Source organism: Catenulispora sp. MAP12-49 (assembly GCF_041262705.1).
GTDB lineage: Bacteria > Actinomycetota > Actinomycetes > Streptomycetales > Catenulisporaceae > Catenulispora.
Genome location: NZ_JBGCCP010000022.1, coordinates 40,752 through 63,224, shown reverse-complemented (window position 1 = coordinate 63,224; position 22,473 = coordinate 40,752). Strand labels below are relative to the sequence as shown.

At 69.2% G+C, this 22,473-nt stretch carries 15 protein-coding genes; 7 read left to right on the top strand and 8 right to left on the bottom strand.

Annotated elements, in window-relative coordinates; all coding sequences use genetic code 11:
- Positions 1 to 347: 347 nt before the first annotated feature.
- Both ABIA35_RS32325 and ABIA35_RS32320 read left to right on the top strand, forming a co-directional pair.
- A complete protein-coding gene (locus ABIA35_RS32325; protein WP_370360442.1) occupies positions 348 to 1,868 on the top strand; it encodes a non-reducing end alpha-L-arabinofuranosidase family hydrolase in 1,521 nt (506 codons plus the stop codon).
- 76 nt (positions 1,869 to 1,944) lie between these two features.
- Entirely contained in the window at positions 1,945 to 2,865 is a 921-nt protein-coding gene (locus ABIA35_RS32320; protein ID WP_370360441.1) for an NADP-dependent oxidoreductase, read from the top strand.
- A gap of 27 nt (positions 2,866 to 2,892) precedes the next feature.
- Here the strand turns inward: ABIA35_RS32320 and ABIA35_RS32315 are convergent, their stop codons facing one another.
- From ABIA35_RS32315 to ABIA35_RS32305, 3 genes are all read right to left on the bottom strand, one after another.
- Positions 2,893 to 4,527 (bottom strand): glycoside hydrolase family 3 C-terminal domain-containing protein, encoded by a 1,635-nt coding sequence (locus ABIA35_RS32315; protein ID WP_370360440.1) that lies wholly within the window; start codon positions 4,525 to 4,527, stop codon positions 2,893 to 2,895.
- On the bottom strand, positions 4,488 to 4,742 hold the full coding sequence (locus tag ABIA35_RS32310) for a hypothetical protein (protein WP_370360439.1): 255 nt from the start codon (positions 4,740 to 4,742) through the stop codon (positions 4,488 to 4,490). The genes ABIA35_RS32315 and ABIA35_RS32310 overlap by 40 nt, the downstream gene beginning before the upstream one ends.
- Before the next feature lie 87 nt (positions 4,743 to 4,829).
- A complete protein-coding gene (locus tag ABIA35_RS32305; RefSeq protein ID WP_370360438.1) occupies positions 4,830 to 5,849 on the bottom strand; it encodes a LacI family DNA-binding transcriptional regulator in 1,020 nt (339 codons plus the stop codon).
- 175 nt (positions 5,850 to 6,024) lie between these two features.
- Here ABIA35_RS32305 and ABIA35_RS32300 point away from each other — a divergent pair, with 175 nt between their 5' ends.
- Complete coding sequence (locus ABIA35_RS32300; RefSeq protein ID WP_370360437.1) at positions 6,025 to 7,269, top strand: hypothetical protein; 1,245 nt, start codon at positions 6,025 to 6,027, stop codon at positions 7,267 to 7,269.
- A gap of 13 nt (positions 7,270 to 7,282) precedes the next feature.
- Here ABIA35_RS32300 and ABIA35_RS32295 read toward each other — a convergent pair whose 3' ends face one another.
- From ABIA35_RS32295 to ABIA35_RS32285, 3 genes are all read right to left on the bottom strand, one after another.
- On the bottom strand, positions 7,283 to 9,271 hold the full coding sequence (locus ABIA35_RS32295) for an alpha-L-fucosidase (RefSeq protein WP_370360436.1): 1,989 nt from the start codon (positions 9,269 to 9,271) through the stop codon (positions 7,283 to 7,285).
- A 62-nt stretch (positions 9,272 to 9,333) separates the two neighbouring features.
- Positions 9,334 to 10,764 (bottom strand): arabinofuranosidase catalytic domain-containing protein, encoded by a 1,431-nt coding sequence (locus ABIA35_RS32290; RefSeq protein ID WP_370360435.1) that lies wholly within the window; start codon positions 10,762 to 10,764, stop codon positions 9,334 to 9,336.
- Between the two features lie 114 nt (positions 10,765 to 10,878).
- Positions 10,879 to 13,284, bottom strand: coding sequence for a ricin-type beta-trefoil lectin domain protein (locus ABIA35_RS32285; protein WP_370360434.1), 2,406 nt, complete (start codon positions 13,282 to 13,284; stop codon positions 10,879 to 10,881).
- A 209-nt stretch (positions 13,285 to 13,493) separates the two neighbouring features.
- Here ABIA35_RS32285 and ABIA35_RS32280 point away from each other — a divergent pair, with 209 nt between their 5' ends.
- Positions 13,494 to 14,249 (top strand): FadR/GntR family transcriptional regulator, encoded by a 756-nt coding sequence (locus ABIA35_RS32280; RefSeq protein WP_370360433.1) that lies wholly within the window; start codon positions 13,494 to 13,496, stop codon positions 14,247 to 14,249.
- A 25-nt stretch (positions 14,250 to 14,274) separates the two neighbouring features.
- Here the strand turns inward: ABIA35_RS32280 and ABIA35_RS32275 are convergent, their stop codons facing one another.
- Positions 14,275 to 15,771 (bottom strand): arabinofuranosidase catalytic domain-containing protein, encoded by a 1,497-nt coding sequence (locus tag ABIA35_RS32275; RefSeq protein ID WP_370360432.1) that lies wholly within the window; start codon positions 15,769 to 15,771, stop codon positions 14,275 to 14,277.
- Between the two features lie 352 nt (positions 15,772 to 16,123).
- On the opposite strand from ABIA35_RS32275, the gene ABIA35_RS32270 reads away from it, so the two are divergent.
- The 3 genes from ABIA35_RS32270 to ABIA35_RS32260 all read left to right on the top strand — a co-directional run bounded on the left by ABIA35_RS32270 (position 16,124) and on the right by ABIA35_RS32260 (position 21,103).
- Positions 16,124 to 17,599 (top strand): endo-1,4-beta-xylanase, encoded by a 1,476-nt coding sequence (locus tag ABIA35_RS32270; protein ID WP_370360431.1) that lies wholly within the window; start codon positions 16,124 to 16,126, stop codon positions 17,597 to 17,599.
- Positions 17,600 to 17,625: 26 nt separating this feature from the next.
- Positions 17,626 to 19,959 carry an RICIN domain-containing protein gene (locus tag ABIA35_RS32265; protein WP_370360430.1) on the top strand — a complete coding sequence of 778 codons (2,334 nt, stop codon included), beginning with the start codon at positions 17,626 to 17,628 and terminating at the stop codon, positions 19,957 to 19,959.
- Between the two features lie 64 nt (positions 19,960 to 20,023).
- Positions 20,024 to 21,103: a LacI family DNA-binding transcriptional regulator gene (locus tag ABIA35_RS32260; RefSeq protein WP_370360429.1), complete on the top strand. Its 1,080-nt coding sequence runs from the start codon at positions 20,024 to 20,026 to the stop codon at positions 21,101 to 21,103.
- Here ABIA35_RS32260 and ABIA35_RS32255 read toward each other — a convergent pair.
- Positions 21,081 to 22,412, bottom strand: a complete 1,332-nt coding sequence (locus tag ABIA35_RS32255; RefSeq protein WP_370360428.1) for a glycoside hydrolase family 6 protein — start codon at positions 22,410 to 22,412, stop codon at positions 21,081 to 21,083. The two genes, ABIA35_RS32260 and ABIA35_RS32255, sit on opposite strands and share 23 nt — an antisense overlap.
- Between the last annotated feature and the right edge of the window lie 61 nt (positions 22,413 to 22,473).

The window sequence follows — 22,473 nt, the reverse complement described above, 5'->3', positions numbered from 1 at the left end:
TGGACGCACGTTCGACCCCTTAGTGGCCCGGCCGGCGCCGGAGGTTGCCGTCCCGATGCGGAAATCTCGGCGAACCATGGGATGTCCTGGCTGCGGGCGTGATCGGCGGATCCCGGCATGCCGTGAAACTTTCGCCCGCGACCGGACGGACACCGGCATGTCCGAGGACTGCGTATCCCCTTGTTCTCCCAGCTCATCGGCAGGAGGCGGGGCTGCGTGCCGAGGGCGCCGGGTCCGCGGGTCCTTGAGGACCCCGGGTGTTCGTGGCAGCTTCACGCAACGGTGCGGTACGCCGACACCGGGCCGATTGATCCCATCTCCACCCAGGGTCCGCAAGGAGTGTGTCCATGAGCCTCTTCGACCGTCGCGCGGCGCTCGCCGCCGTCGTCGCGACCGGCCTGGCCGTCGCGGGTGTGGCCGTCGCGACGACCACCGCCCGCGCTTCCGCCGGCTGCCAGGTCGACTACACGGTGTCGAGCCAGTGGCAGGGCGGGTTCAGCACGAACGTCAGCGTCACCGACCAAGGGGACGCGGTCACGTCCTGGCGGCTGACGTGGTCCTTCGGCGCCGGGCAGACCGTCACCCAGCTGTGGAACGGGAACGTCACCCAGAGCGGCGCGCAGGTGAGCGTCACGAACGCCGCCTACAACGGAGTCATCGCCTCCGGCGGGAGTGTGAGCCTGGGGTTCAACGGGACCTGGACCGGCAGCAACCCGGCCCCCACCGACTTCGCGCTCAACGGCGTGTCCTGCGAAGGCTCGCAGCCGCCGCCCACGACGCCGTCGACGACCTCGACGACGCCCTCGACACCGCCGAGCACCACTCCGTCCACCAGCCCGTCCACCACGCCGCCCACCACCCCGTCGACGACTCCCAGCAGCCCCGGCGGCGGCTCGCTCCCGAGCAGCTTCCGATGGAGCTCCAGCGGCGTCCTGATCAGCCCGAAGTCCGACTCGCGCCACACCATCATCGCGGCGAAGGACCCCTCGGTCGTGTTCTACAACAGCAAGTGGTACGTCGTGCTGTCCACCGTGGACTCGAACGGCGACTACGGCATGGCCCAGACCAGCTTCAGCGACTGGTCGCAGGCCGACGCCGCGCCGTGGACCTATCTGGACACCACGCCGATCGGCGGCGGCTACAAGACCGCTCCGATGGTGTTCTACTTCGCGCCGCAGAAGCTGTGGTACGTGACGTACCAGGAGGGCTCGAACATCGGGTACTCCACGAACCCCGACATCAGCAACCCGTCAGGGTGGAGCGCGCCGCACAACTTCTACAGCAACGGCGTGCCGTCGATCATCCAGCAGAACCTGTCCGGCGGCTACTGGGTCGACAGCTGGGTGATCTGCGACTCGGCGAACTGCTACCTGTTCTCCGTCGACGACAACGGTCACGTCTACCGCTCCACGAGCTCCCTGTCGCAGTTCCCGAACGGGTTCGGTGACGGCAGCAACACCGTCATCGCCGCGTCCGCGCCGAACAAGTACGACATGTTCGAGGCCGACAACGTCTACAAGGTCGACGGATCGAACACCTACCTGATGGTGGTCGAGGCCATCGGCTCCGACGGCCACCGGCTGTTCCACTCCTGGACCTCCACCAGCCTCACCGGCAGCTGGACCCCGCTGGCGGCCACGCAGTCGAACCCCTTCCTGGCTGCCTCCAACGCCACGTTCAGCGGCACGCCCTGGACCCAGGACCTCAGCAGCGGCGAGGCGATCCGCAGCGGCTACGACCAGACGGTCACCATCAGCCCCTGCCACCTGCAGTACCTGTACCAGGGCAAGGACCCGTCCGCGAACCAGAGCTACAACCTGCTGCCGTGGCGCATCGGATTGGCCACCCAGACCGACTCCACCTGCTGAACCCCGGATCATCGCGCGGCACGCCGACCGGCGTAACCCGTGTTTCACTTCCGCATACCACGGACATGGTGGAGAGATGCGAGCCGCCACGTATTCCGAGTACTCCGCAGACAACTCGCGCCTGACCGTCGGCGAGGTCTTCGACCCCAAGGTCGGCCCCGGGCAGGTGCTGATCGAGGTGCGGGCCGCCGGGGTCAACCCGGTCGACTGGAAGGTCATGGCCGGCGGGCTCGACGGGATGATGGACACCGTCTTCCCCGCCATCCCGGGATGGGACGTCGCCGGGGTGGTGCGCGGTGCCGGGCCCGACACGCCGGAGTTCACCGCCGGCGACGAGGTCATGGCCTACGCCCGCAAGGACGCCGTCCAGGCCGGGACGTTCGCGCAGCTGGTGAGCGTCTCGGCGCGCGACGTGGCGCGCAAGCCCGCGGCGCTGGACTGGTCCCAGGCCGGCGGGCTGCCGCTGGCCGGGCTGACCGCGCTGCGGTCGTTGGACGCGCTGCGAATCGGTTCGAGGGACGTGCTTCTGGTGCACGCGGCCGCCGGCGGTGTGGGCAGCATGGCGGTGCAGATCGGCCGGGCCCGGGGTGCCCGCGTCATCGGCACCGCCTCCGAGCGCAACCACGACTACCTGCGCTCGCTCGGCGCGGAGCCGGTCGCCTATGGCGAGGGCCTGGTGGAGCGGGTGCGCGCGCTGGCGCCGGATGGTGTCACCACGGTGCTGGACTGCGTCGGAGGACAGCTGGAGACGACGCTCGCCGTCCTGGCCGAGGGCGGCCGGCACGTGTCGATCGCCGATCCGTCCGTCACCGGGCACGGCGGGCGCTGGATCTGGGTACGGCCCGACGGCGCGGGGCTGGCCGAACTGGGCTACCTGGCCGACCGGGGCCTGCTGAAGGTCGAGGTCGCCCAGGCCTTCCCGCTGAGCGAGGTGGCGGCGGCGTTCGACCTCAGCCGGACCGGCGGGGTGCGCGGCAAGCTCGTGATCGTGCCCTGACGGCTCGGCGTCGTCACAGGCTTAATATCACGGGTGCTCCAGTTTCACCGATGCGCTCGATGGCAGGTCGGCGCTGGACCGGCCGACACTGAACTCGTACTCTCCGCTCTCGACGCGGAGCGCGCCGAACTCCTGCGACCAGTGCGCCAGCCGCTCGGCCGGCACCTCGAAGACGACGGTGCGCGACTCGCCCGGCGCGAGGTCGATCCGCTCGAATCCCTGTAGGCGGCGCAGGGGAGTGGGCACCGACGCCTCCAGGGCATGCGAGTAGAGCTGCACTACTTCCTGCCCCGCGGTCGGACCACCGTTGGTGACCTGCGTCGCAGCCGATATCGTGAGGCCCCCCGGCTGATCGTCCCGGACCGTCAGTACGAGCTCGCCGTACTCGAAGGTCGTGTACGACAAGCCGTGGCCGAACGCGTACAGGTGCTCCTGCTTCGAGTACTGATATGTCCAGCCGGAGCCGATGACGTCGTAGTCGTCCGGCGCGGGCAGATCGGCGTCGGAGGCGTACCACGTCTGCGGAAGCCGTCCGGCCGGGTTGTACGCACCGGTCAGCACATCCGCGACGGCGTTGCCGAGTTCCTGCCCGCCGTGCGCGGTCCACACGATCGAAGGTACGTTCTGTGCCGCCCAGCCGATCGAGTACGGGTAGCTCGACACCAGCACCAGGATGGTGTTCGGGTTCGCCTGGAGCACCGCGCGCAGCAGCGTCTCCTGGTCGGAGGGGAGCGCGAGCCCGTCGCGGTCGATCGTCTCGCGTCCGTTGATGTGCGGGTCGTTCCCCAGCACCACGACGGCGTGCCGGGCCCCGGCCGCCGCGGCGACGGCCTGGCGGATGCCGGAGGTGAGGGTCTCGACCAGGAACGGCGTCGCCTCCCGCACTGTGTCCGCGTCGGCGAGCAGGCGGTCGCCGTGCCCGACGCGCAGATAGCGGCCGCTGGCGTTCGAACGCACGACGGTCTGCCCGTCCTCGGTCTCGTGGAACTCCCACAGTTCCTTGACCACCCAGCCGTCGGGTGTCGCGGCGTCGGCCAGCGCTTCGGTGTCCGCCTCGCCCGCGAGCGTCAGATACTTCCCGTTCTCCACCGCCTGCAAAGTGCGGACCGGCACCGGGCACTGGACGCTGGTGCCCCAGTCCTGGTGGCAGAAGGGCCCGAACACCGCCTCGCCGGCGCGCAGGGAAATGACGTCGGCGCCGTCCACCGCGGTCACGGCCGTGTCGCCGAAAGCCGTGCGCAGGCCTTCGGCGACGCTGACGGCGTAGGGGAACTCGCCGCTGTACCAGTCGCCCAGAACTCTGCTTCCCAGATGCCCGATCACCGCGACGGCCAGGCCGGCGTCGGCCTGGCCGGGCTCGCGCAAGCCGGGCTCGGGCGACTCCAGCGGAAGAGCGCCGTTCTCGTTCCTCAGCAAGACGATCGCCGCGCGGGCGGCTTCCAAGGCGAGCGCGTTGTGCGGCGGGCTGCTGATGACGTCGGCCCGGATACCCGCGTAGGGATCGGCGTTGGTGTCGAACTCGCCGGTGGCGGCGCGCATCGCGAGCAGGCGCCCGACGGCGGCGTCGATGTCCGCTTCGGTGATCAGGCCGCGCTCCAGCGCCGCTGTGAAGCGCTCGATCGTCAGCCGGGGGTCCGGGCCGTTGTCGGTGTAGCTGTCCACGCCGAGACGTACCCCGTGCCGCAGCCCAGCTCGACCGCGTCCAGCCCGGCCACTCCGTCGCCGAACACGGCCACCTCCGCCTCGGGCGACTGCCACAACCCCCAGGCGGGCTCGAGTCTGCTCCAGTGTTCGCGAGCCAGCGGACCATGCCAGCCGGCCGCCGACTCGTCCCAGTGCCGCCGGTTGCGTTCCACATGATCGCGGGATGAGGTCATGGTCGCTATCCGACTCGGCGCGCGCACGCTCGGGCAAGGGGTTTTAGGCGTCGGCCTTCGATGGCCGACCCCTGCCAATAGTGAGAATCAGCCCGCTGTCCGGGGCGGCGCAGTGCTCTCCCGCACAGTGAGCGTGGTCGCCATCTCCACCCCTATCTGCGCTGGCTCCTCGCCGCGTCCCAGGCTCAGCGCCAGCTCGGCGGCGGCCGCGGCCATTTCGGCCAGCGGCCGGCGCACGGTGGTCAGCGGCGGCTCGACCCACGCCCCGACCGGCAGGTCGTCGAACCCGACCACGCTCAGGTCCTCCGGGATGCGCAGGCCGGCTTCGCGCGCGGCGCGGTAGACGCCGAGGGCCTGCAGGTCGTTCGAGGCGAAGATGGCCGTGGGCCGGTCGGCGCGCGCCAGCAGGCCGACCGCGGCGGCGTAGCCGTCCTCGCGCGTGAGCGGGGCGTCGACGACCAGCTCCGATTCCACAGGAAGGCCGGCGGCGTGCATCGCGGAGTGGAAACCGGCCAGGCGCGCCCGGCATGGCAGCTCGTCCGGCTCGCTGATGACGGCGATGCGCCGGTGGCCCAGGCCGATCAGGTGCCGGGTCGCGGTCTGGCCGCCCCGCCAGTCCGTGGCGCCGACGAAGGGCACGTCGTCCGGCAGCTCGGTGGCCGGATCCAGGACCAGGAACGGGATGCCGCGGGTCTTGAGCAGATCGCGCTCGGCCTCGGACAGCCGGGCCACCGCGAGCACGGCCCGGGGCCGGCGCTCGACGAGGTCGTCCACGGCGGTGGCGGTGGCCCCGCTCGGCCCGGACTCGGAGATCACGACGCCGAAGCGATGCTTGCGCGCGACCTGCTCGACGCCCCGGATGACCTCCACGGCCCGCATGCCGGCCAGCTCGTGGAACACCAGCTCCAGGATGTCGTTGCCCTTGACCGGCGGTTTGCGGTAGCCGTGGCGCTCGATCAGCTCCTCGATGCGGGCCCGGGTCTGGTCGGAGACCCCGGACCGGCCGTTGAGGACCTTGGACACGGTGGGCACCGAGACGCCGGCCATCTCCGCGATGTGCGCGGTGGTCACGGGCCCCCGGTCGCGCTGTCCTTCAGGCTCCGTCACTCGCGCCTCCTCGTCCGCCACGCCTTATTCATACACCAAGGCCGGGCCATCCAGGCAATGTTTCGCCGGTGCGGGCAGAAAGTTGCCCGCACCGGCCGCGAATGTTGCTTGACGGTGAAGGTGACGGCCAGTCAGAATTCGGTCAACCCGCCCTTGTGCTGTGACTGGAGCGATCGTGACCGACGGCATGTCAACGTTCTCCTGGGGCCCCGCGAGGTTGCGCCTCGACTTCGTCCTCGACGCGCACCGCCGTGTCCGGGTCGCCGGACTGCCTCTCGTCGAAGTGCTGGTGGCTGGGTACGGACGGTGGGCGGCCACCGAGCGCGCCATCGGGACCGTGTTCGGCGAGCGCATGACCTATCAGGGCCACGAGGAGTCCCGCGAGGATGGATGGCTGTGCCTGCGCGTCGACCTGGCCGATCCGGATACCGGGCTGACCGCTCAGGTGCATCTGCGCAGCCCCGAAGGTGTCGCCGCGATACAGAGCCGGGTCCGGCTGGCCAACCGGGGCGAGCGGAGTCTGGTCCTGGAATCGGTCACGTCCCTGGTGCTCGGCGGCATCGCCGATGCCGACGGCGGCGTGGCAGGGCTGGACGTCTGGCACGCCGACAACGAGTGGCTGGCCGAAGGCCGCTGGCAGCGGCGCGCGCTGCGCGAGGTGCTCGTCGACATGAACTTCGGCGGGCGTCGGCAGCAGGCGCGCAGCAGTTTCTTCCGGGCCAGTCAGGGGACCTGGTCGACGGGACGTCACCTGCCGACCGGAGCGCTCACGGCACGCAGCAGTGGACGAACCCTGATGTGGCAGGTGGAGAACGCCGGGGGATGGCGCTGGGAGGTGGGGGAGTACACGGGCATCGCCTACCTCGCCCTGATGGGGCCCACCGACCGCGATCACCAGTGGCGGCACAGGCTCGATCCCGGTGAGGAGTTCACGACCGTTCCCGCTGCCGTCGCGGTCGGGACGTCCCCGGACGGCTCAGGCGATGACGCCGACGAGAACGCCTTCGCGCTGTGCAACGCGCTTCTCGGCCGCGTCCATCTGTCCGGGCACCTGGATCGGATGACGCCCGAGCAGCGCGCTCTGGTCGCCGACGCGATCGCCGTCTACAAGAGGATCCGGACGGACATACCGGCCTCGGTGCCCTTCTGGCCGCTGGGCCTTCCGGGCTGGACGGACCCGTGGATCGCGCTGGGGCTGCGCGGCCGGGAGAAGACCTACGTGACTGTGTGGCGCCGTCCCGGCGAGGATTCCGGAGACGCGCAGACGCTCACCGTGCCGCACCTCAAGGGACGCGAGGCGGCCGTCGATGTCCTGTTCCCGCAGGACACGAAGGCTGTGATCGCTTGGAACCCGGGGACGGGGGAGCTGACCGTGCAGCTCACCCGTCTCGGGACCGCGTGCCTGATCGCGATGCGGTAGGAACGCCTCCTTCTCACACCGCGACGATCGACCACTCGTTGTTCGGACTGGAGTTGGGGCTCCACATGACCGTGGTCGACCCCGCCGTCGTGCTGCCGGCGCCGTCCAAAGCGGTGCCGGTGCCGCGGTTGACGATGTGGTAGAGCCCGTTGCCGACGCTGGTCAGGCTCCACTGCTGGTTGTTGCCGCCGTTCCACGCCGCCTGGCGGGCCGGCGCCCCGTTCGCGCTGTTGCCCCAGCTGTCGGCGACCATGCCGTTGGTGTTGTTCACGATCCGGTAGTAGCCGCCGCCGAGCGGCACCAGCTGCCACTGCAGGTTGGTGCTGCCGTCGTAGCTCCACTGCTTCAGGTTCGAGCCGGAGGCGACACCGCCGCCGCTGTCCAGGACCAGCCCGCTGGCGGCGTTGACGATCTTCGCCCACCCCGTCGGGACGGGCCCGGAGCCCAGGGCCGGGATCTGCCCGGAGAAGGTCAGCTTGACGGTGTAGGCAAGGGCGGCGAAGGGCGGGTTCGACGACGGCATCGTGAAGTGCAGGCCGCCGGCGTCCTGGACCGGGGAAGGCAGGTTGATGTAGGTCCCAGCGGCGTTGTTCAGCAGCTGCGCGGAGACCAGGGTGCTGAGGTTGATCTGGTTGGAGTTCAGCGTGCTCACGGTCATCGTGCCGCCCTGCCAGCCCAGAGCCGTGGCGTACAGGACGGTGTTGTCCTTGCTGCGGGTGAAGCGGACGTCCTGCGGCGTGCCGGCCTTCGGGCCGGAGAAGGAACCGCCGCCCATCGCGGTGGGCCCCTCGCCGTAGGAGCTCCACGAGCGGGTGGCGTAGATCGCCTCGCCGAAGCGGCCGAGCCAGTCGCCCATGCCGAGCAGGATGCTCTGCTGGCCGGACGGGATGGTGCCGTCGGCCATCGGGGCGATGTTCAGCAGCATGTTGCCGCCCTTGGCCACCCGGTCGATGAGCGCGTGCAGCAGGGCCTGGGTCGTGTAGTAGCCGATGCCGACGGTGTAGCACCAGCTGGAGGAGGAGATCGAGTCGTCGGTGAGCCAGTACGGGGTCAGCAGGCCGCCGGGGCCGCCGCGTTCGAAGTCGAAGACCTCGCCGGAGGTGTCGAAGCCGTCCTTGTACGTGGCCACGACGTCCTTGTTCCAGGACACCGCCTGGTTGAAGTAGTACGCCAGGAACGCCAGGCGCTCGGACTCCTGGACGTTGCTCAGGTCGAAGTCCTGCCAGATCATGTCCGGCTGGTAGCCGTTGATGACCTCGACGAGCTTGGTGTACCAGAGCTGGTTCTCCGCGGTCGTGCCCATCTGCCCGTACAGCTTCTGCAGCGTCGCCGTCGACTGCTGCGGAACCCACTGGTAGTAGCCCAGGAAGTGGTACGCGTGGTGCAGGGACGTCATGAACTTCAGGCCCTGCCCGCGGATGGCCTGCGCGTGCAGGCCCACCAGGTCCAGGCCCGGGCCGGTCTTCACCGAGTTCCACTCGTTGACCTGGCTGTTCCACATCGAGTAGCCGTCGTGGTGCTCGGCCACGGGACCGGCGAACTTCGCGCCGGCGGCCTTGAACAGCTGGGCCCAGGCGTTCGGATCCCAGTTGCCGCCGGCGCTGGTCAGCTTGGGGGCGAACTTGGTGTAGTTCCCCGCCTTGTCATACGCGCCGAGGATGAAGTTGTGGTACGGCCACACCGACGGATCCCCGTAGGTGGCGATGTGGTGCTGGTTCTCGATCGAACTGGCGTTGTACATGTTGCGCGGGTACCACTCGCTGCTGAAGGCCGGGACGGAGAACGCGCCCCAGTGGTAGTAGATCCCGAACTTGGCGTCCTGGAACCACTCCGGCGTCGGCGGGTGCTGATCCACCGAGGACCACGACGCCGTGTAGCTCTGCGGGCCGTTGTTCGCCGAAGCCGAAGGAGCGAAGCGCAGCAGGCCGAACGCGGCGGCCGCGCCGGCGCTTCCGGCGGTGAGGAGAGTGCGGCGGCTGACGGGGAAGGAAGAGGAGGACATTCGACGTCCTTTCGGGCCGGGGCGACGGTCGCTCGCCGCCGCCCCGGCGTATGGGGAGGAGATCAGCCGAGGGTCCATTGCTGGTTGCTCTGGCCGTTGCAGGTCCACAGCTGGACCAGGGCCCCGTTGGCGGTGGAGGCGCCGGTGACGTCCAGGCAGAGGCCTGACTGCACTCCGGTGACGGTGCCGTTGGAGTTCAGGGTCCACTGCTGGTTGGTCTGGCCGTTGCAGGGCCAGATGATCACCTTGGTGCCGTTGGTGGTGCCCTTGTTGTTGGCGTCCAGGCAGTCGGTCGTGCCGCCGTCGGTGACCGTCAGCTGGCCGGACGAGGTGTGGGCGAACGTCTGGTTGCTCTGGCCGTTGCAGGAGTAGATCTGCACCTGCGTGCCGCCGGTGGTGCTGGCGTTCGGCACGTCCAGGCACTTGCCCGCGCCGACCGCGTGCAGCGCGCCGCCGGGCGGCGGGGCCGGCGCCGAGTAACCGGCGCCGGTGATGGAGGTCTGCACCGCGTTCTCTGTCGCGTCCGAGGGGAAGCCGGTCGTGACGGCGCCCTCGAAGAACTCGCCCTGGCCGCCGTTGCTGTTGTCGCCGCCGGTGCCCAGCTCGACGTCCGGCTGCACCTTCATCGGGGAGTAGTTGTTCGGCAGCGATCCCGAATATGTCGTGGTCAGGCCGCCGGTGGTCGCGTCGCCGTTCTTCAGGGTGAAGTTGGACGTGCCGTTGTTCTTCTCCCAGGCGCTGACGAACGCGTGGCTCACCCCGGGGTTGTTCGACGTGTTCGGACCGGTGTTCGTGCTGTACATGCCGTTCTCCAGGTCGGCCTCCACCCAGGGCCCGGGCCCGGTGCAGCCGCCGAACCAGCACGCGTTGCCCCACTCGATGGCGTTCATCGTCGCGTTGCCGTCGTCGCTGTGGTCGGTCTCGGCGCTGCCGAAGTCGAAGCAGCACTGCGAGTTGTAGTAGTTGGAGGAGGTGACCATGTAGTTCCCCTCCGGCTGCGATCCGGTGGGCACGCCGACGGTGTTGTCGACGCGGTAGCCGACGCCGGGGTGGACCTTCACGCCGAAGACCGCGTGGCCGTTGACGGTGACCGGCAGCGCCATCGCGTCCGCGCCGACGTCCGAGCCGTTCGGACCGGGGCCCTTCCAGAACCCGCCGGACGAGATCGGCATGTCGTTGTGGTGGGAGCTCTGGTCGTAGAGCTTCGTGATCGTGCACGACGTGTTGGCACAGAACGAGACCTGCGCGGCACCGTTGGCGTAGTCGCCGGCGGCCAGCAGACCGACATCCATGCGGCCGCTGTCGGACGCGCGCTGGATCTGGTAGAGCGGCCCGTCATACGAGGTGTAGAGCGCGCGCACGGTGCTGTACGCCGCGGCGCACGGCGTCCCGCCGCTGGCATAGACGTCGCAGGGCAGCGACGTGGCGGCGCGCGCCGTCGTCGCGCCGACCTGCATCCCGGCCACGGCCAGGATCGCCGCGAACGCGAGCATCAGGAAGGGACGCAGGGGCCTGTGGCGTTTGGTGAGTCTGTGGCCTCTGGTGAGGATGGATCTGAGCACTGTTTCACCTCCGAGATGTGGCTGTTCTCGAACCGATTCGATGTCTCAGCCGAGGGTCCATTGCTGGTTGCTCTGGCCGTTGCAGGTCCAGAGTTCGACCAGGGCGCCGTCGGCTGTCGAGGCCCCGGTGACGTCGAGGCACAGGCCTGACTGCACGCCGGTGATGGTGCCGTTGGAGTTGACGGTCCACTGCTGGTTGGTCTGGCCGTTGCAGGGCCAGATGATGACCTTGGTGCCGTTGCTGGTGCCCTTGTTGTTCGCGTCCAGGCAGTCGGTGGTACCGCCGTCGGTGACGCTGAGCTCGCCGGCGGAGTCATGGGTGAAGCTCTGGTTGGCCTGGCCGTTGCAGTCGTAGATCTGCACCTGCGTGCCGCTGGTCGTGGTGGCGTTCGGCACATCCAGGCACTTGCCCGCCCCGACCGCGTGCAGCGGGCCTCCGGTCGGCGGGGGAGGAGTGGTGCCGCCGGAGATGCCGGAGTTGTTGATGGCCTGCTGGGCGGCGCTCGGCCAGCCTCCGCTCACCTGGGTGTTGCCGGTCAGTACGTTGTTGTGCGGGGAGCCGGTCGCGACGTTGGTGGCGCCGGAGTTGTACCAGTTGTAGGAGAAGGTGCTGTCGTTCGTGTTGTTGTTCGCGTTGGCGTTGGTGAACGCCCACACGCCGGTGTCCTGGACGACGTTGTTCGTCAGCGTCAGATAGCGGGAGCCCTCGTCCAGATACAGGCCGACGGTGTTCTGGTTGTCGTAGATGTAGTTGTCGTCGATGACGCCGCCGGGGTTGGCCGACAGGTTGTAGATGCTGCCGCCGTCGTGGAAGACCTTCTTGGTCCCGTGCACCTTGTTGTAGCTGACGACGGTGTTCTTGAGCGTCGTCGGCGTGGTGTAGATCGGCTGGTAGTTGTAGGTGCCGCGGTTGACGTAGTCCTGGCTGCCGCCGGGGTCGTTCATGCCCCAGCCCCAGCCGACGTCGATGCCGTCGTAGGCCAGGTTCGACACCTCGTTGTGCTCGATGTCGGTGTGGGTGGCGTACGTCGACAGGATGCCCGGCATGTCCTTGTAGTCCTCGGCGACGCCGGTCACCGAGTTGTTGGTGATGGTGACGTTCTGCACGGTCATCGCGGTGTTGGACGGGTGGTGCGCGTCCGGCTCGACGCCGCCGACCACGATCCCGGCGCCGGAGTCGTCGGTGAAGGTGTTGTGGTCGACGGTGACCCCGGAGGCCCCGAGCCCGATGCCGGACGCGGTGGCGTCCGCGTCGTTGCCGATGCCGAGCGCGACCTGGCCCAGGTGGGTGAAGGTGTCGCCGCTGAAGGCGATGGTCGACGCGGCCGAGACCTGGACGGCCGCGGGGGCCTGGTTCCAGCTGTTGCGGGTGGCCTCGAAGAGCTGGCAGCCGGACTGGCAGGAGGTCAGGAAGTCCGACGGCTGGGTGTACTGCTTGGCCAGGAACGTGCCGGTCTGCTGGTCGGCGTAGCCGATCGACGTGCTCGGCCCGAGCCAGGTGGTGTGCTCGAAGGCCAGACCCTGGAACGTGATGTGGGAGACCGGGCTGCTGTAGCTCCCGCTCATCTGGATCAGCGAGGTCAGGCGGGGGAGCTCGACGTCGTGGCTGCTGGGCGACTGGCCGGAGGCGGCCTTGTAGTACAGCTGGCCGGCCTGCGGGTCTATGTACCACTGCCCGGCGTTCTTCAGGAACGAGTAGGAGTTCTCCAGGTACACCTGGCCGCCGGCGAAGGGCTTGGCCAGGGTGTCGTATCCCCAGTTGTTGTTGTTCCAGGCCGGCTGCTGCATCGTGATCGAGGTTCCGCTGATGCTCGACACCGGCGCGTACCGGTCGGTGAACGAGTTCTGGCTCTCCAGCTCGATCCGGTTCTGTTCCGGCAGCGAGGCCAGGTAGTCCAGGGCCGAGTTCACGATGGTCATGCCGTTGGCGGTGATCTGCACGTCGCTGCGCGAGATCGGGATCGCGGCGCGGGGCGCGAGCGCGCCGTCGACGTAGAGCTGCCGGGAGTCGGCCCCGGTCGGGATCGGTGCCGACCAGATGTTGTTCCCCGAGTCGTGCAGCGTCCAGCCGGTGACCTGCTGCCCGCCGGACAGGACCGGCGTCGCGCCGGGGGCGGCCTGCCAGATGACGGTGTGCCCGTTGGTGCCGGAGTCGGAGGCGTTGAAGACCAGCGGTGCGGTCAAGCGGTAGGTGCCGCCGGCCAGCTGTACGACGATGTCGCCGCTCATGCTCGAGGTCATCGAGCGCACCGAGGTCTGGGCCTGGGTGATGGAACACGGCGCGGTGGCCGAGCAGGCGGTACCGCTGCCTGTGGGGGAGACGTACAGCGTGGCGGCGGTCGCGGCGTGGGACAGCGCCGGCATGCCGAAGGCGGCCGTGACGAGGGTCGCCGCGGCCGCCAGGAACGTGGGGCGGGAGCGGCCGCCGCGTCGGCGGGTTCTGGGGATCATGGTCCTTCCTCGCTGTGAGAAGGGGACGAAATGTGTGCGACTTTGATCCCTCATCAGAGTCCCAGGAGCGTGCCCCGTCAAGAGAATGAGCATGCTTATCATCAAGATTCTTTAACGATGCGTTCACGACCTGGCATTCGGCGGTCGGGCCGTCATGAATGAGTCATACACATCGAGGTCCCGCTCGGCCGAGGTGTAGTTTCTCCGGCATGGTGAGCGTGACATCGCACGACGAGGACGGCGCTCAAAGCGCCGGCCCCTACCGTCCGGGCTACGAACTCGCGGCCGAGCGGATCCTCGAGCTCATTGCCGGGGCCGGTCTGCGTCCGGGGGACCGGATGCCGACCGAGAACGAGCTGGCAGCCCGGCTCGGCACCAGCCGGACGGTAGTCCGGGAGGCGGTCAAGATCCTTTCGGCGCTCGGCCGGGTCAGCGCGCAGAAGGGCCGCGGCCTCTACGTCGCGGACGACGAGGGGATGCTGGGCTCGGCCGGCTGGGGCGGCTTCTTCCTGCCGACCGACCTGGACCACGTCTACATGCTCTTCGAGTTCCGCCGGATCCAGGAGGCCGAGGCCGCCCGGTGCGCCGCGACCCGCGCCACGCCGGCGGAGCTGCACGCCATCGAGGCCGCGGCCGACCTGTGCCGCGAGGGCCACGCGACCGGCCGGACCGAGCTGTTCGACCGCGGCGACGACGACTTCCACCTCGGCATCGCCGCGGCGTCGCACAACGCCTTCCTGGTCGCCGCGGTCCGCGAGGCCCGCCGGTTGCAGCGCCAGTCCAGCATCATCGGCTTGCAGGGAACGCTCGGCGGCCACGCGGAGGAGGCGGTCGCCGAGCACGCCGCGATCTATCGCGCGATCAGGGACGGCGACGCCGACGCCGCGGCGCGGGCGGCCGCCGTCCACATGGACAACACGTTGGAGGACTACCGCCGCGAGATCCAGCGCCGGCTGTTCGGCTGACCTCGCGGCGGCTGCATCGTCCGCCCTAATTGAGCGTCCATTGCTGGTTGCTCTGGCCGTTGCAGGTCCACAGCTGGACCAGGGCTCCGTCGGCGGTGGAGGCTCCGGTGACGTCGAGGCAGAGGCCTGACTGCGCTCCGGTGACGGTGCCGTTGGAGTTCAGGGTCCACTGCTGGTTGCTCTGGCCGTTGCAGGGCCAGATGATCACCTTGGTGCCGTTGGTCGTGCCCTTGTTGTTCGCGTCCAGGCAGTCGGTGGTGCCGTTGTCGGTGACGGTGAGCTGGCCGGACGAGGTGTGGGTGAAGGCCTGGTTGGACTGGCCGTTGCAGTCGTAGATCTGCACCTGCGTGCCGCCGGTGGTGGTGGCGTTCGGTACGTCCAGGCACTTCCCGGCACCCACCGCGTGCAGCGCGCTGCCGGAAGGACTGGTGCCGCCGGTGGAGTACCCCGCGGCGACGATGTTGGCCTGCACCATGTTCTCGGTGGCGTCCGACGGGTAGCCGGAGGTCATCACGCCTTCATAGAAGGTGCCGTCGGAGCCGCGGCTGTTGTCGCCTCCGGTGCCCAGGATGATGGCGCCCTGCTTGCGCATCGGGTTGTAGCCGGAGACGTTCGGTCGCGGGCCGCTGTAGAAGGTGGACAGGCTGCCGGATTGGGCGTTGCCGCCGCGGATGGCCCACTGGTTCGCGCCGCCCTTGATGATGGCGGTGGTGAACCGGTCGCTGATGCTGGGGTCGTTGGGGTTGGAGCCGGCGTTCTGGCCGGAGTACAGGCCGTTCTCCATGTCGGCCATGATCCACGGGCCGTTTCCGGAGCCGTAGCCCCAGACCCGGATGTTCCCGAAGTAGATGGCCTCCATGGTGCCGTTGCCGTCGTCGTTGTTGTTGGTCTCGGCGTTGCCGTAGTCGAAGCAGCAGCCGCCGTTGTAGTGGGTGCCGTCGAAGATCGCGTACTCGCCCTCGGGGTTGTCGCCGGTGGCGATGCCGTTGGTGGAGTCGTCGCGGTAGCCGGTGCCGGCCGGGATGAACACGCCGTACGCCTCGTGCCCGCTCAGCGTGACCGGGGCGGCGGTGGCGACCGCGAGGTTGTCCGCGCCTTGTGCGGCGCCGCCGCCGAGGGCCTGGGTGAGGTTGTTGCCGCGTCCGGACTGGTCGTAGATCACGGTGATCACGCAGGTCGTGTTGGCGCAGAAGGAGTCCTGCGCCGCGGCGTTGGCGAAGCCACCCGCACCCAGCACACCGATGTTCGCGGTGGCGTTGTCCGACGAACGCCGGACCTGGTAGAGGTTTCCGGAATAGGCGCCATACAGCGCGCGCGTGGTGCTGTGGGCCGCCACGCATGGCGTGCCGCCGGACGCGTAGATGTCGCAGGGGCCGGTGGTCGCCGCCCGCGCCGGGCCGGCGTTGACCATGCCGGTCACCAGGACGCCGGCCACGAGGAGGATTGCCGCCGCGAGGAATGTTAGCGCTCGCAGTCGGTGACGAGGAGGCGGACTTCCGGATAGCAGTGCGCTGTGACCCATCTGAGCTCCTTGAACGTGACTCGTTCCGATGAAGTGCGCCGCTTTCCGATGCTCGCTGCTGCCGGTCCGGAGCGGCGGAATGTTAGCGCTAACATTTTGTTCCGCGCCGATCGCCCCATCAGGCGGCTGTCGCGGGGGTGTCTCGGCGGTAGACGGTGCTGCACGTTGCGTGTTCTGTCAAGAGCACTCTGATGACCAGTCACGTTGTTTCGGCGGGGCTACGAAACTTTCGCAGTTGCTTGACACCCGCGCTACGGCAGGCTTTTGTGTGAGTCGCAGCGTCGCCCATTGCGGATGCCGGGCCGATCATCGCGAGCTGCTCCCCAGTCATGTCCGACCAGCGGAGTTCCAGATGATCCATTGCAGAATCCCGGCACGTCGTGGCTTTGCCCGAAGCCTGGCCGTGGCGGCCGCGGCCGTCCTGGCCGTCCCCGTCGCCGCAGCCCTCACAGCCCAGCCGGCCGCCGCGGCCACGTCGCTGCGCAGCCTGGCCGAAGCGCAGAACCGTTACTTCGGCACCGCCCTGACCGACGGTGACCTCGGCGTCAGCGGCGAGACGAACATCGCCGGGGCCCAGTTCGACATGGTGACCCCGGGCAACGAGATGAAGTGGGACACCACCGAACCGTCGAACGGCTCCTACAACTTCGGCCCCGGCGACCAGATCGTCTCCTGGGCCCAGAGCCACAACGCCCGGGTGCGCGGCCACAACCTGGTCTGGCACAGCCAGCTGCCGGGGTGGGTCAGCAGCCTGCCGTCGAACCAGGTCCAGGGCGCGATGGAAGCGCACATCACCACCGAGGCGACGCACTACAAGGGCAAGGTGTACTCCTGGGACGTCGTCAACGAGCCCTTCAACGAGGACGGCACCCTGCGCCAGGACGTCTTCTACAACGCCATGGGTACCGGCTATATCGCCGACGCCATCCGCACCGCGCACGCCGCCGACCCCAACGCCAAGCTCTACCTGAACGACTACAACATCGAAGGCGAGAACGCCAAGAGCGACGGCATGTACAACCTGGCCAAGTCGCTGCTGGCCCAGGGCGTGCCGCTGAACGGCATCGGCCTGGAGAGCCACTTCATCGTCGGCCAGGTGCCGTCCAGCATGCCGGCGAACATGCAGCGCTTCGCCGCTCTCGGCCTGGACGTGGCGGTGACCGAACTCGACGACCGGATCCAACTCCCGACCAGCTCGGCGACCCTCCAGCAGCAGGCCTCCGACTACTCCACGGTCGTCAAGGACTGTCTCGCTGTCAGCCGCTGCGTCGGTGTCTCGCAGTGGGGCGTGGACGACGGCCACTCCTGGATCCCCGGCACGTTCCCCGGGTACGGCGCGGCCACCATGTACGACAGCAACTACCAGCCCAAGCCCGCTTACAACTCGTCCGTGACAGCCCTCGGCGGATCCTCCGGCGGTGGCGGCGGTTCGGGCGGCGGTGCGCTGCACGCGGTGGGCGCCGGCAAGTGTTTGGACGTACCCAACGCGACCACCACCGGCGGCACCCAGGTGCAGATCCACGACTGCAACGGCCAGGCCAACCAGAGCTTCACCCACAACTCCACCGGCGAGCTCACCGTCACCGACAACGGCACCACCGACTGCCTGGATGCCAACAACAAGGGCACCGCCAACGGCACCAAGGTCATCATCTGGCCCTGCAACGGCCAGACCAACCAGCAGTGGAACCTGAACTCCAACGGCACCGTCACCGGAGTGCAGTCAGGCCTCTGCCTCGACGTCACCGGCGCCTCCACCGCCGACGGCGCCCTGGTCCAGCTGTGGACCTGCAACGGCCAGAGCAACCAGCAATGGACCCTCGGCTGAGACATCGAATCGATTCGAGGAACGAGATGCGAATAAGAGTTCGATCAAGCGTGAGACGGCTCGCGATGGCGACCGCGGTGGTCCTGGCCCTGGCGGTACCGCCGCTGTCGTCGGCGCATGGACAGACGACGCTAGGACAGACGACGCCAGGACAGACGACGCAGGCCGCGGCCGGGCAGGCACAGGCCGCGGCGGCCGGTGAGGCGCTGAGTGTGAACCTCGCGGCGCCGACCAGCCCGGCCACTGGAGTGGGGGAGGGCTTCCTCTACGGTCTGACCGTCGACGGCACCCAGCCGGCCGACCAGTACCTGCAACCGCTCGGGGTCACGGCGCACCGGGGCGGCGGCTGGTACTCGGGCGGCTGGATCAAGGACGGCTACCGCAACGGCTCCGCCACCCAGGCCGACGTCGCCTCGATCGTCGATCAAGCACGCCGGCTCACGCAGCCTCCATACCACGCGCAGTACCAGGTGCTTCTCACCGACATCTACGGCCTGAACGGCGGCCAGCCCTCGAACACGACGTACCCGTGCGACAACGGCGACTGCTCGAACTGGACCGCGTTCATCGACGCCTCGGTCGGGGCGTTGCAGGCCTCGGGCCTGAAGCTCGCCTACGACATCGACAACGAGCCGGACATCTCGGTCTTCTGGACGCGGGGTGTGAACAGTGCCCAGTACTTCCAGATGTGGGACACCGCGTATCGGGAGATCCGGCGGATCGCGCCCGGCGCGCAGATCGTCGGTCCGTCGTTCGCCTACACCCCGCAGAGCCGGTCGAGCCAGTGGCAGACCTGGCTGGCGCACGTGAAGGCCGCCGGGACCGTGCCGGACATGATCACCAACCACGACGAGGGCGACGTGGACGATCCGGTCACGGTCTCCCAATCCCTGAACGGTGCGCTGTCGTCGGCGGGGATCGGCCCGATCCCGTTGTCGGCCAACGAGTATCAGCCCTCTGACCGGCAGACCGCCGGGGTGACCGCGTGGTACCTCGCACGGTTCGCGCAGTCGGGCTACACCAACGCGATGCGCGGCAACTGGCAGTGCTGCATCTCGCCGAACCTGACCGGCGTCATCGATCCGAACGCCAGCGGCGGCGCGGCCTATACCGGCAACTGGTGGGCGATGCGCGCCTACGCCGACATGACCGGTTCCCTGGTCTCCACCTCCGGTCAGGTCGGATCCACGGCGATCTCGGCAGCCGAGGACAGCACGCACCGGCGCGCGGTGGCCGTCATCGGCGACTCGAACGGTTACACCGGTGCGGCGTCGGTGACGTTCAACGGGCTGTCGTCGGTGCCCTGGCTGGCGAACAACGGAACCGTCGAGGCTGTCGTCTACCGGATCCCGGACCAGTCGGCGCTCACTGCGCCCCAGGTGGCGTCCGACCAGCTCGTGAGCGTCTCCGGGGGCTCGGTGACGTTGCCGTTCTCATTCCAGGCGTCGCACGACGCGTTCGCGGTCTATCTGCTGCCCGGCTTCGCGCAGGGGTTCGCCAGCGGTCTGGTGAACCAGGGCGACAACCTGTGCATGGAGAACCCCGGATTCACCACCGTGGCGTCGGCGCAGTTCGACCAAGGTGCCTGCGGAGCGGGCGCTGATCAGCAGTTCCAGTTCGTCCCGACCTCGGCGGGCGGCAGTACCTACTTCATCCGTTCCATGACCCCCGGCGACTGTGTGGAGGTCGCCGGCGGCTCGACGACCGCGGTTGCGGCGGTGACTCAGAACCCGTGCTCATACGGCGGCGACGAGCAGTTCACTCTGCATTCGGTGGCCACCGGCGTTTACCAGGTGACCGCTGTGAATTCAGGGCTGTGTGTAGCTCCCAGCGGCAGTAGCACCTCCGCCGGTGTGGGACTCGTCCAGACCGCGTGCACCACCGCGGCCTCCGACGAGTGGAAGATCCAGCAGGGGCAGACGACCGGCTTCCCCAGCGGCTACCACCAACTGGTGGTCGGGAACGACAGCCTGTGCCTGGACGTCTACGGTGCCAGCGGAGCGGCCGGAGCCGTGATCGATCAGTGGACCTGCAACAGCCAGACCAATCAGCGGTTCCAGTTCGTGCCCGTGTCCGGCGGGTACGGTGAGCTTCAGGTCCAGAACTCCGGCGACGACGTGGCGGTGTCCGGCGGCTCGACCACGGCCGGGCAGCCGGACATCGTGCAGCAGACGCCGAACGGGGCCGCCGGCAGCTTGTGGCTGCCCGTCCAGCAATCTGACGGCGGCTACTCGTTCCGGAACCAGAACAGCGGTCTGTGCCTGGACGTCTACGGCGCCGGCAGCAACCTGGGCCAGCAGCTCGACCAGTGGCAGTGCAAGAACGCCTCCGGCGGCAACCAGGACTTCACGGTCCGTTGACGTCCCGGCCGCGGCCGTACACTTCGGATCAGTCAACGGTTCGATCTGCCGACCGCGGAGGCCCATGAACATCGGAGAGATCGCGCGCCGCTCGGGGGTGGCGCGCAGCACCGTGTCGTATGCGCTCAGCGGCAAGCGGCCGGTCTCGGAGGAGACCCGGCGGCGCATCCAGGACGTCATCGACGAGCTGGACTACCGCCCGAACGCCTCGGCGCGTGCGCTGAAGGAGGGCCGGACCCGCACCGTGGGCCTGGTGATCCCGCCGGCCGGGGCGCGCATGACGTCCATGCAGCTGGACTTCGTCGCCAGCGTCGTGGAGGCCGCGGCGCGTGCGGACCTGGACGTCCTGCTGTCCCCGTCCGGCGGGGATCAGGACGGCTCGTTCGAGCGCTTGATCAGCGGACGGCGAGTGGACGGGGTGATCCTGATGGAGATCCGGCTGGAGGATCCGCGCGTCGTCCGGCTCGCACAGACCGGGATACCGTTCGTGACCATCGGCCGGATCGCGGACCCGGACGGGACGTGGTGGGTCGACGTGGACTACGCGACGCTGGTCGGCCAGTGCGTCGACCACCTCGCCGACCTCGGCCACCGCCACATCGCGCTAATCAACCGCTCGTCCGCGCTGGTGTCCTCCGGCTACGGTCCCGCCCTCCGGGCGCAGGAAGGGTTCGCCGAGGCGGTCGGCCGGCGTGAGCTGACCGGGTCGGAGTTCTGCTGCGAGGACGACGCCGCCGGGGGCGAGCGCTGTGTGGCGGAGATCCTGGCCGCGCGCCCCGCGACGACCGCGATCGTCACCGTCAACGAGGCGGCGCTGTCCGGCGTCCAGCGCGCGCTGGAGCGGGCAGGCCAGGAGGTCCCGAGGACCTTCTCCATCGCCGGGGTCGCGGCGGATCAGTGGGCTGAGGAGTTCCGCCCGCCGCTCACCGCCGCCGACGTCCCGTCGCTGGAGATCGGCGCCGTCGCGATGGCGCTTCTCATCGACCGCATCGCCGATCCGGACGCGGCCGCCCGGCACCGCATGTTCACCCCGCCCATCTCGCTGCGGAGCAGCACCGGTCCCGCGCCGCGGCCGTCGGCGCGACCGGCGTTCTTGAGCCCGCCGGCCGCGCCGCCGTGGCTCAGCGGAACAGACGAGGATTGAACGTCAGGGCGGGCACCGCGTTCTCGGCGAGGGTGAGCGCCTGGGCCGGCCACCAGGCGCCGGCCGCCGGGTCCACCGCGCCGCCGTACTCGGGGTCGCCGGGTCCGGCAGTGCCGCGGGTGCAGCTGCCGTCGGACTCGCCGATCGTCTTGATGTACAGGTAGGCGTCGACGAGCGCGACGCCGGTGGCGGCGGTGGGCTCGGCGCCGATGCCGCGACCCGGCGGATTGCACCAGACCTGGGGGTCGCCGGAGTACTTGCCGGGCGCCGGCGTCCAGGCACCTTGGCCGTTGCGGCTGGTGTCCACGACGAAGTGGGCCAGCTGCGCGGCCGGGGGCGTGCCGACGTTCTGGTCGAACCAGGCGTCGGTCCAGTGCCAGGTGCTCGGATCGGTCGGGGACACCGCGTCGCCGGGCTTGCCGTCGTTCGGCGCGGCCGAGGAGTAGTACTGGCTGGCGCAGTAGTCGGTGTGTCCGGCCGCCCACGCCGGACCGTCGGTGGCGAACCATATGCACTTGGAGATCCAGGTGCCGTACTGGTCGGTCTGGTCGGTGGGCTGGTAGTTGGACACGTTCAGGAAGAAGCCCTGGACCTGGCCGACGCCGGCCTGGATCAGCCGGCTGGCCATGTCCCCGACGGAGTGCCACTGGCTGTTGCCCGCATCGAGGTAGACGACCGTCTGCGGCTTGGCCTCCAGCGCGGACACCGCGTACTTGATGTCGGCGACGCGCCCGGCGGTCAGCGCCCCGGTCGGGTCGGTGGCGGCGCCGCAGTCCGAGGGCAGGTTCGCCAGCGCGTCCGGCTCCACGATCACCACGGCCCGGCTGGAGCCGACACCTTGGGCGAACGCTGATATCCACTGCTGGTACGCGGCGTCGGACGCGGCACCGCCGGCCGAGTACTGACTGCAATCACGCAGCGGGATGTCGTAGGCGACCAGCACCGGCACGGCGCGCTCGGCCGCGGCGGTCCGGATCGTCGCCCGCACCTGGTCGCGCACCTGCTCCGGCGTACCGCCGGTGAACCACGTCGCCTCGGGCCAGGTGGCCAGCTTTGCCATGGCCGCGGCGCCGGTCAGGTCGCCCTGGTGCAGATCGGTCAGCGCCTGCTGGGCCGCCTCGTTGTCGGGGCTGACGGCGAAGCGGGTGTTCGCGGGCAGGGTGTGGCCGGTGGCCGGGGCCGTCGGCGTGGTCGCGGTGGCCGCGGTGGCCGGGCCGGTCGCGACCGAGGCGGTGGCCGCCGGGCCGAGGGCCACGGCCGACGCGGTGAGACCCGCGGCGAGCAGGAGTTTCGCGGTTTTGGACAGCATGATCCCCCACAGGTGTAGGTGTCGGTGGAAGCAATGTCCACGCGCTGCGAAATCGTGTCAA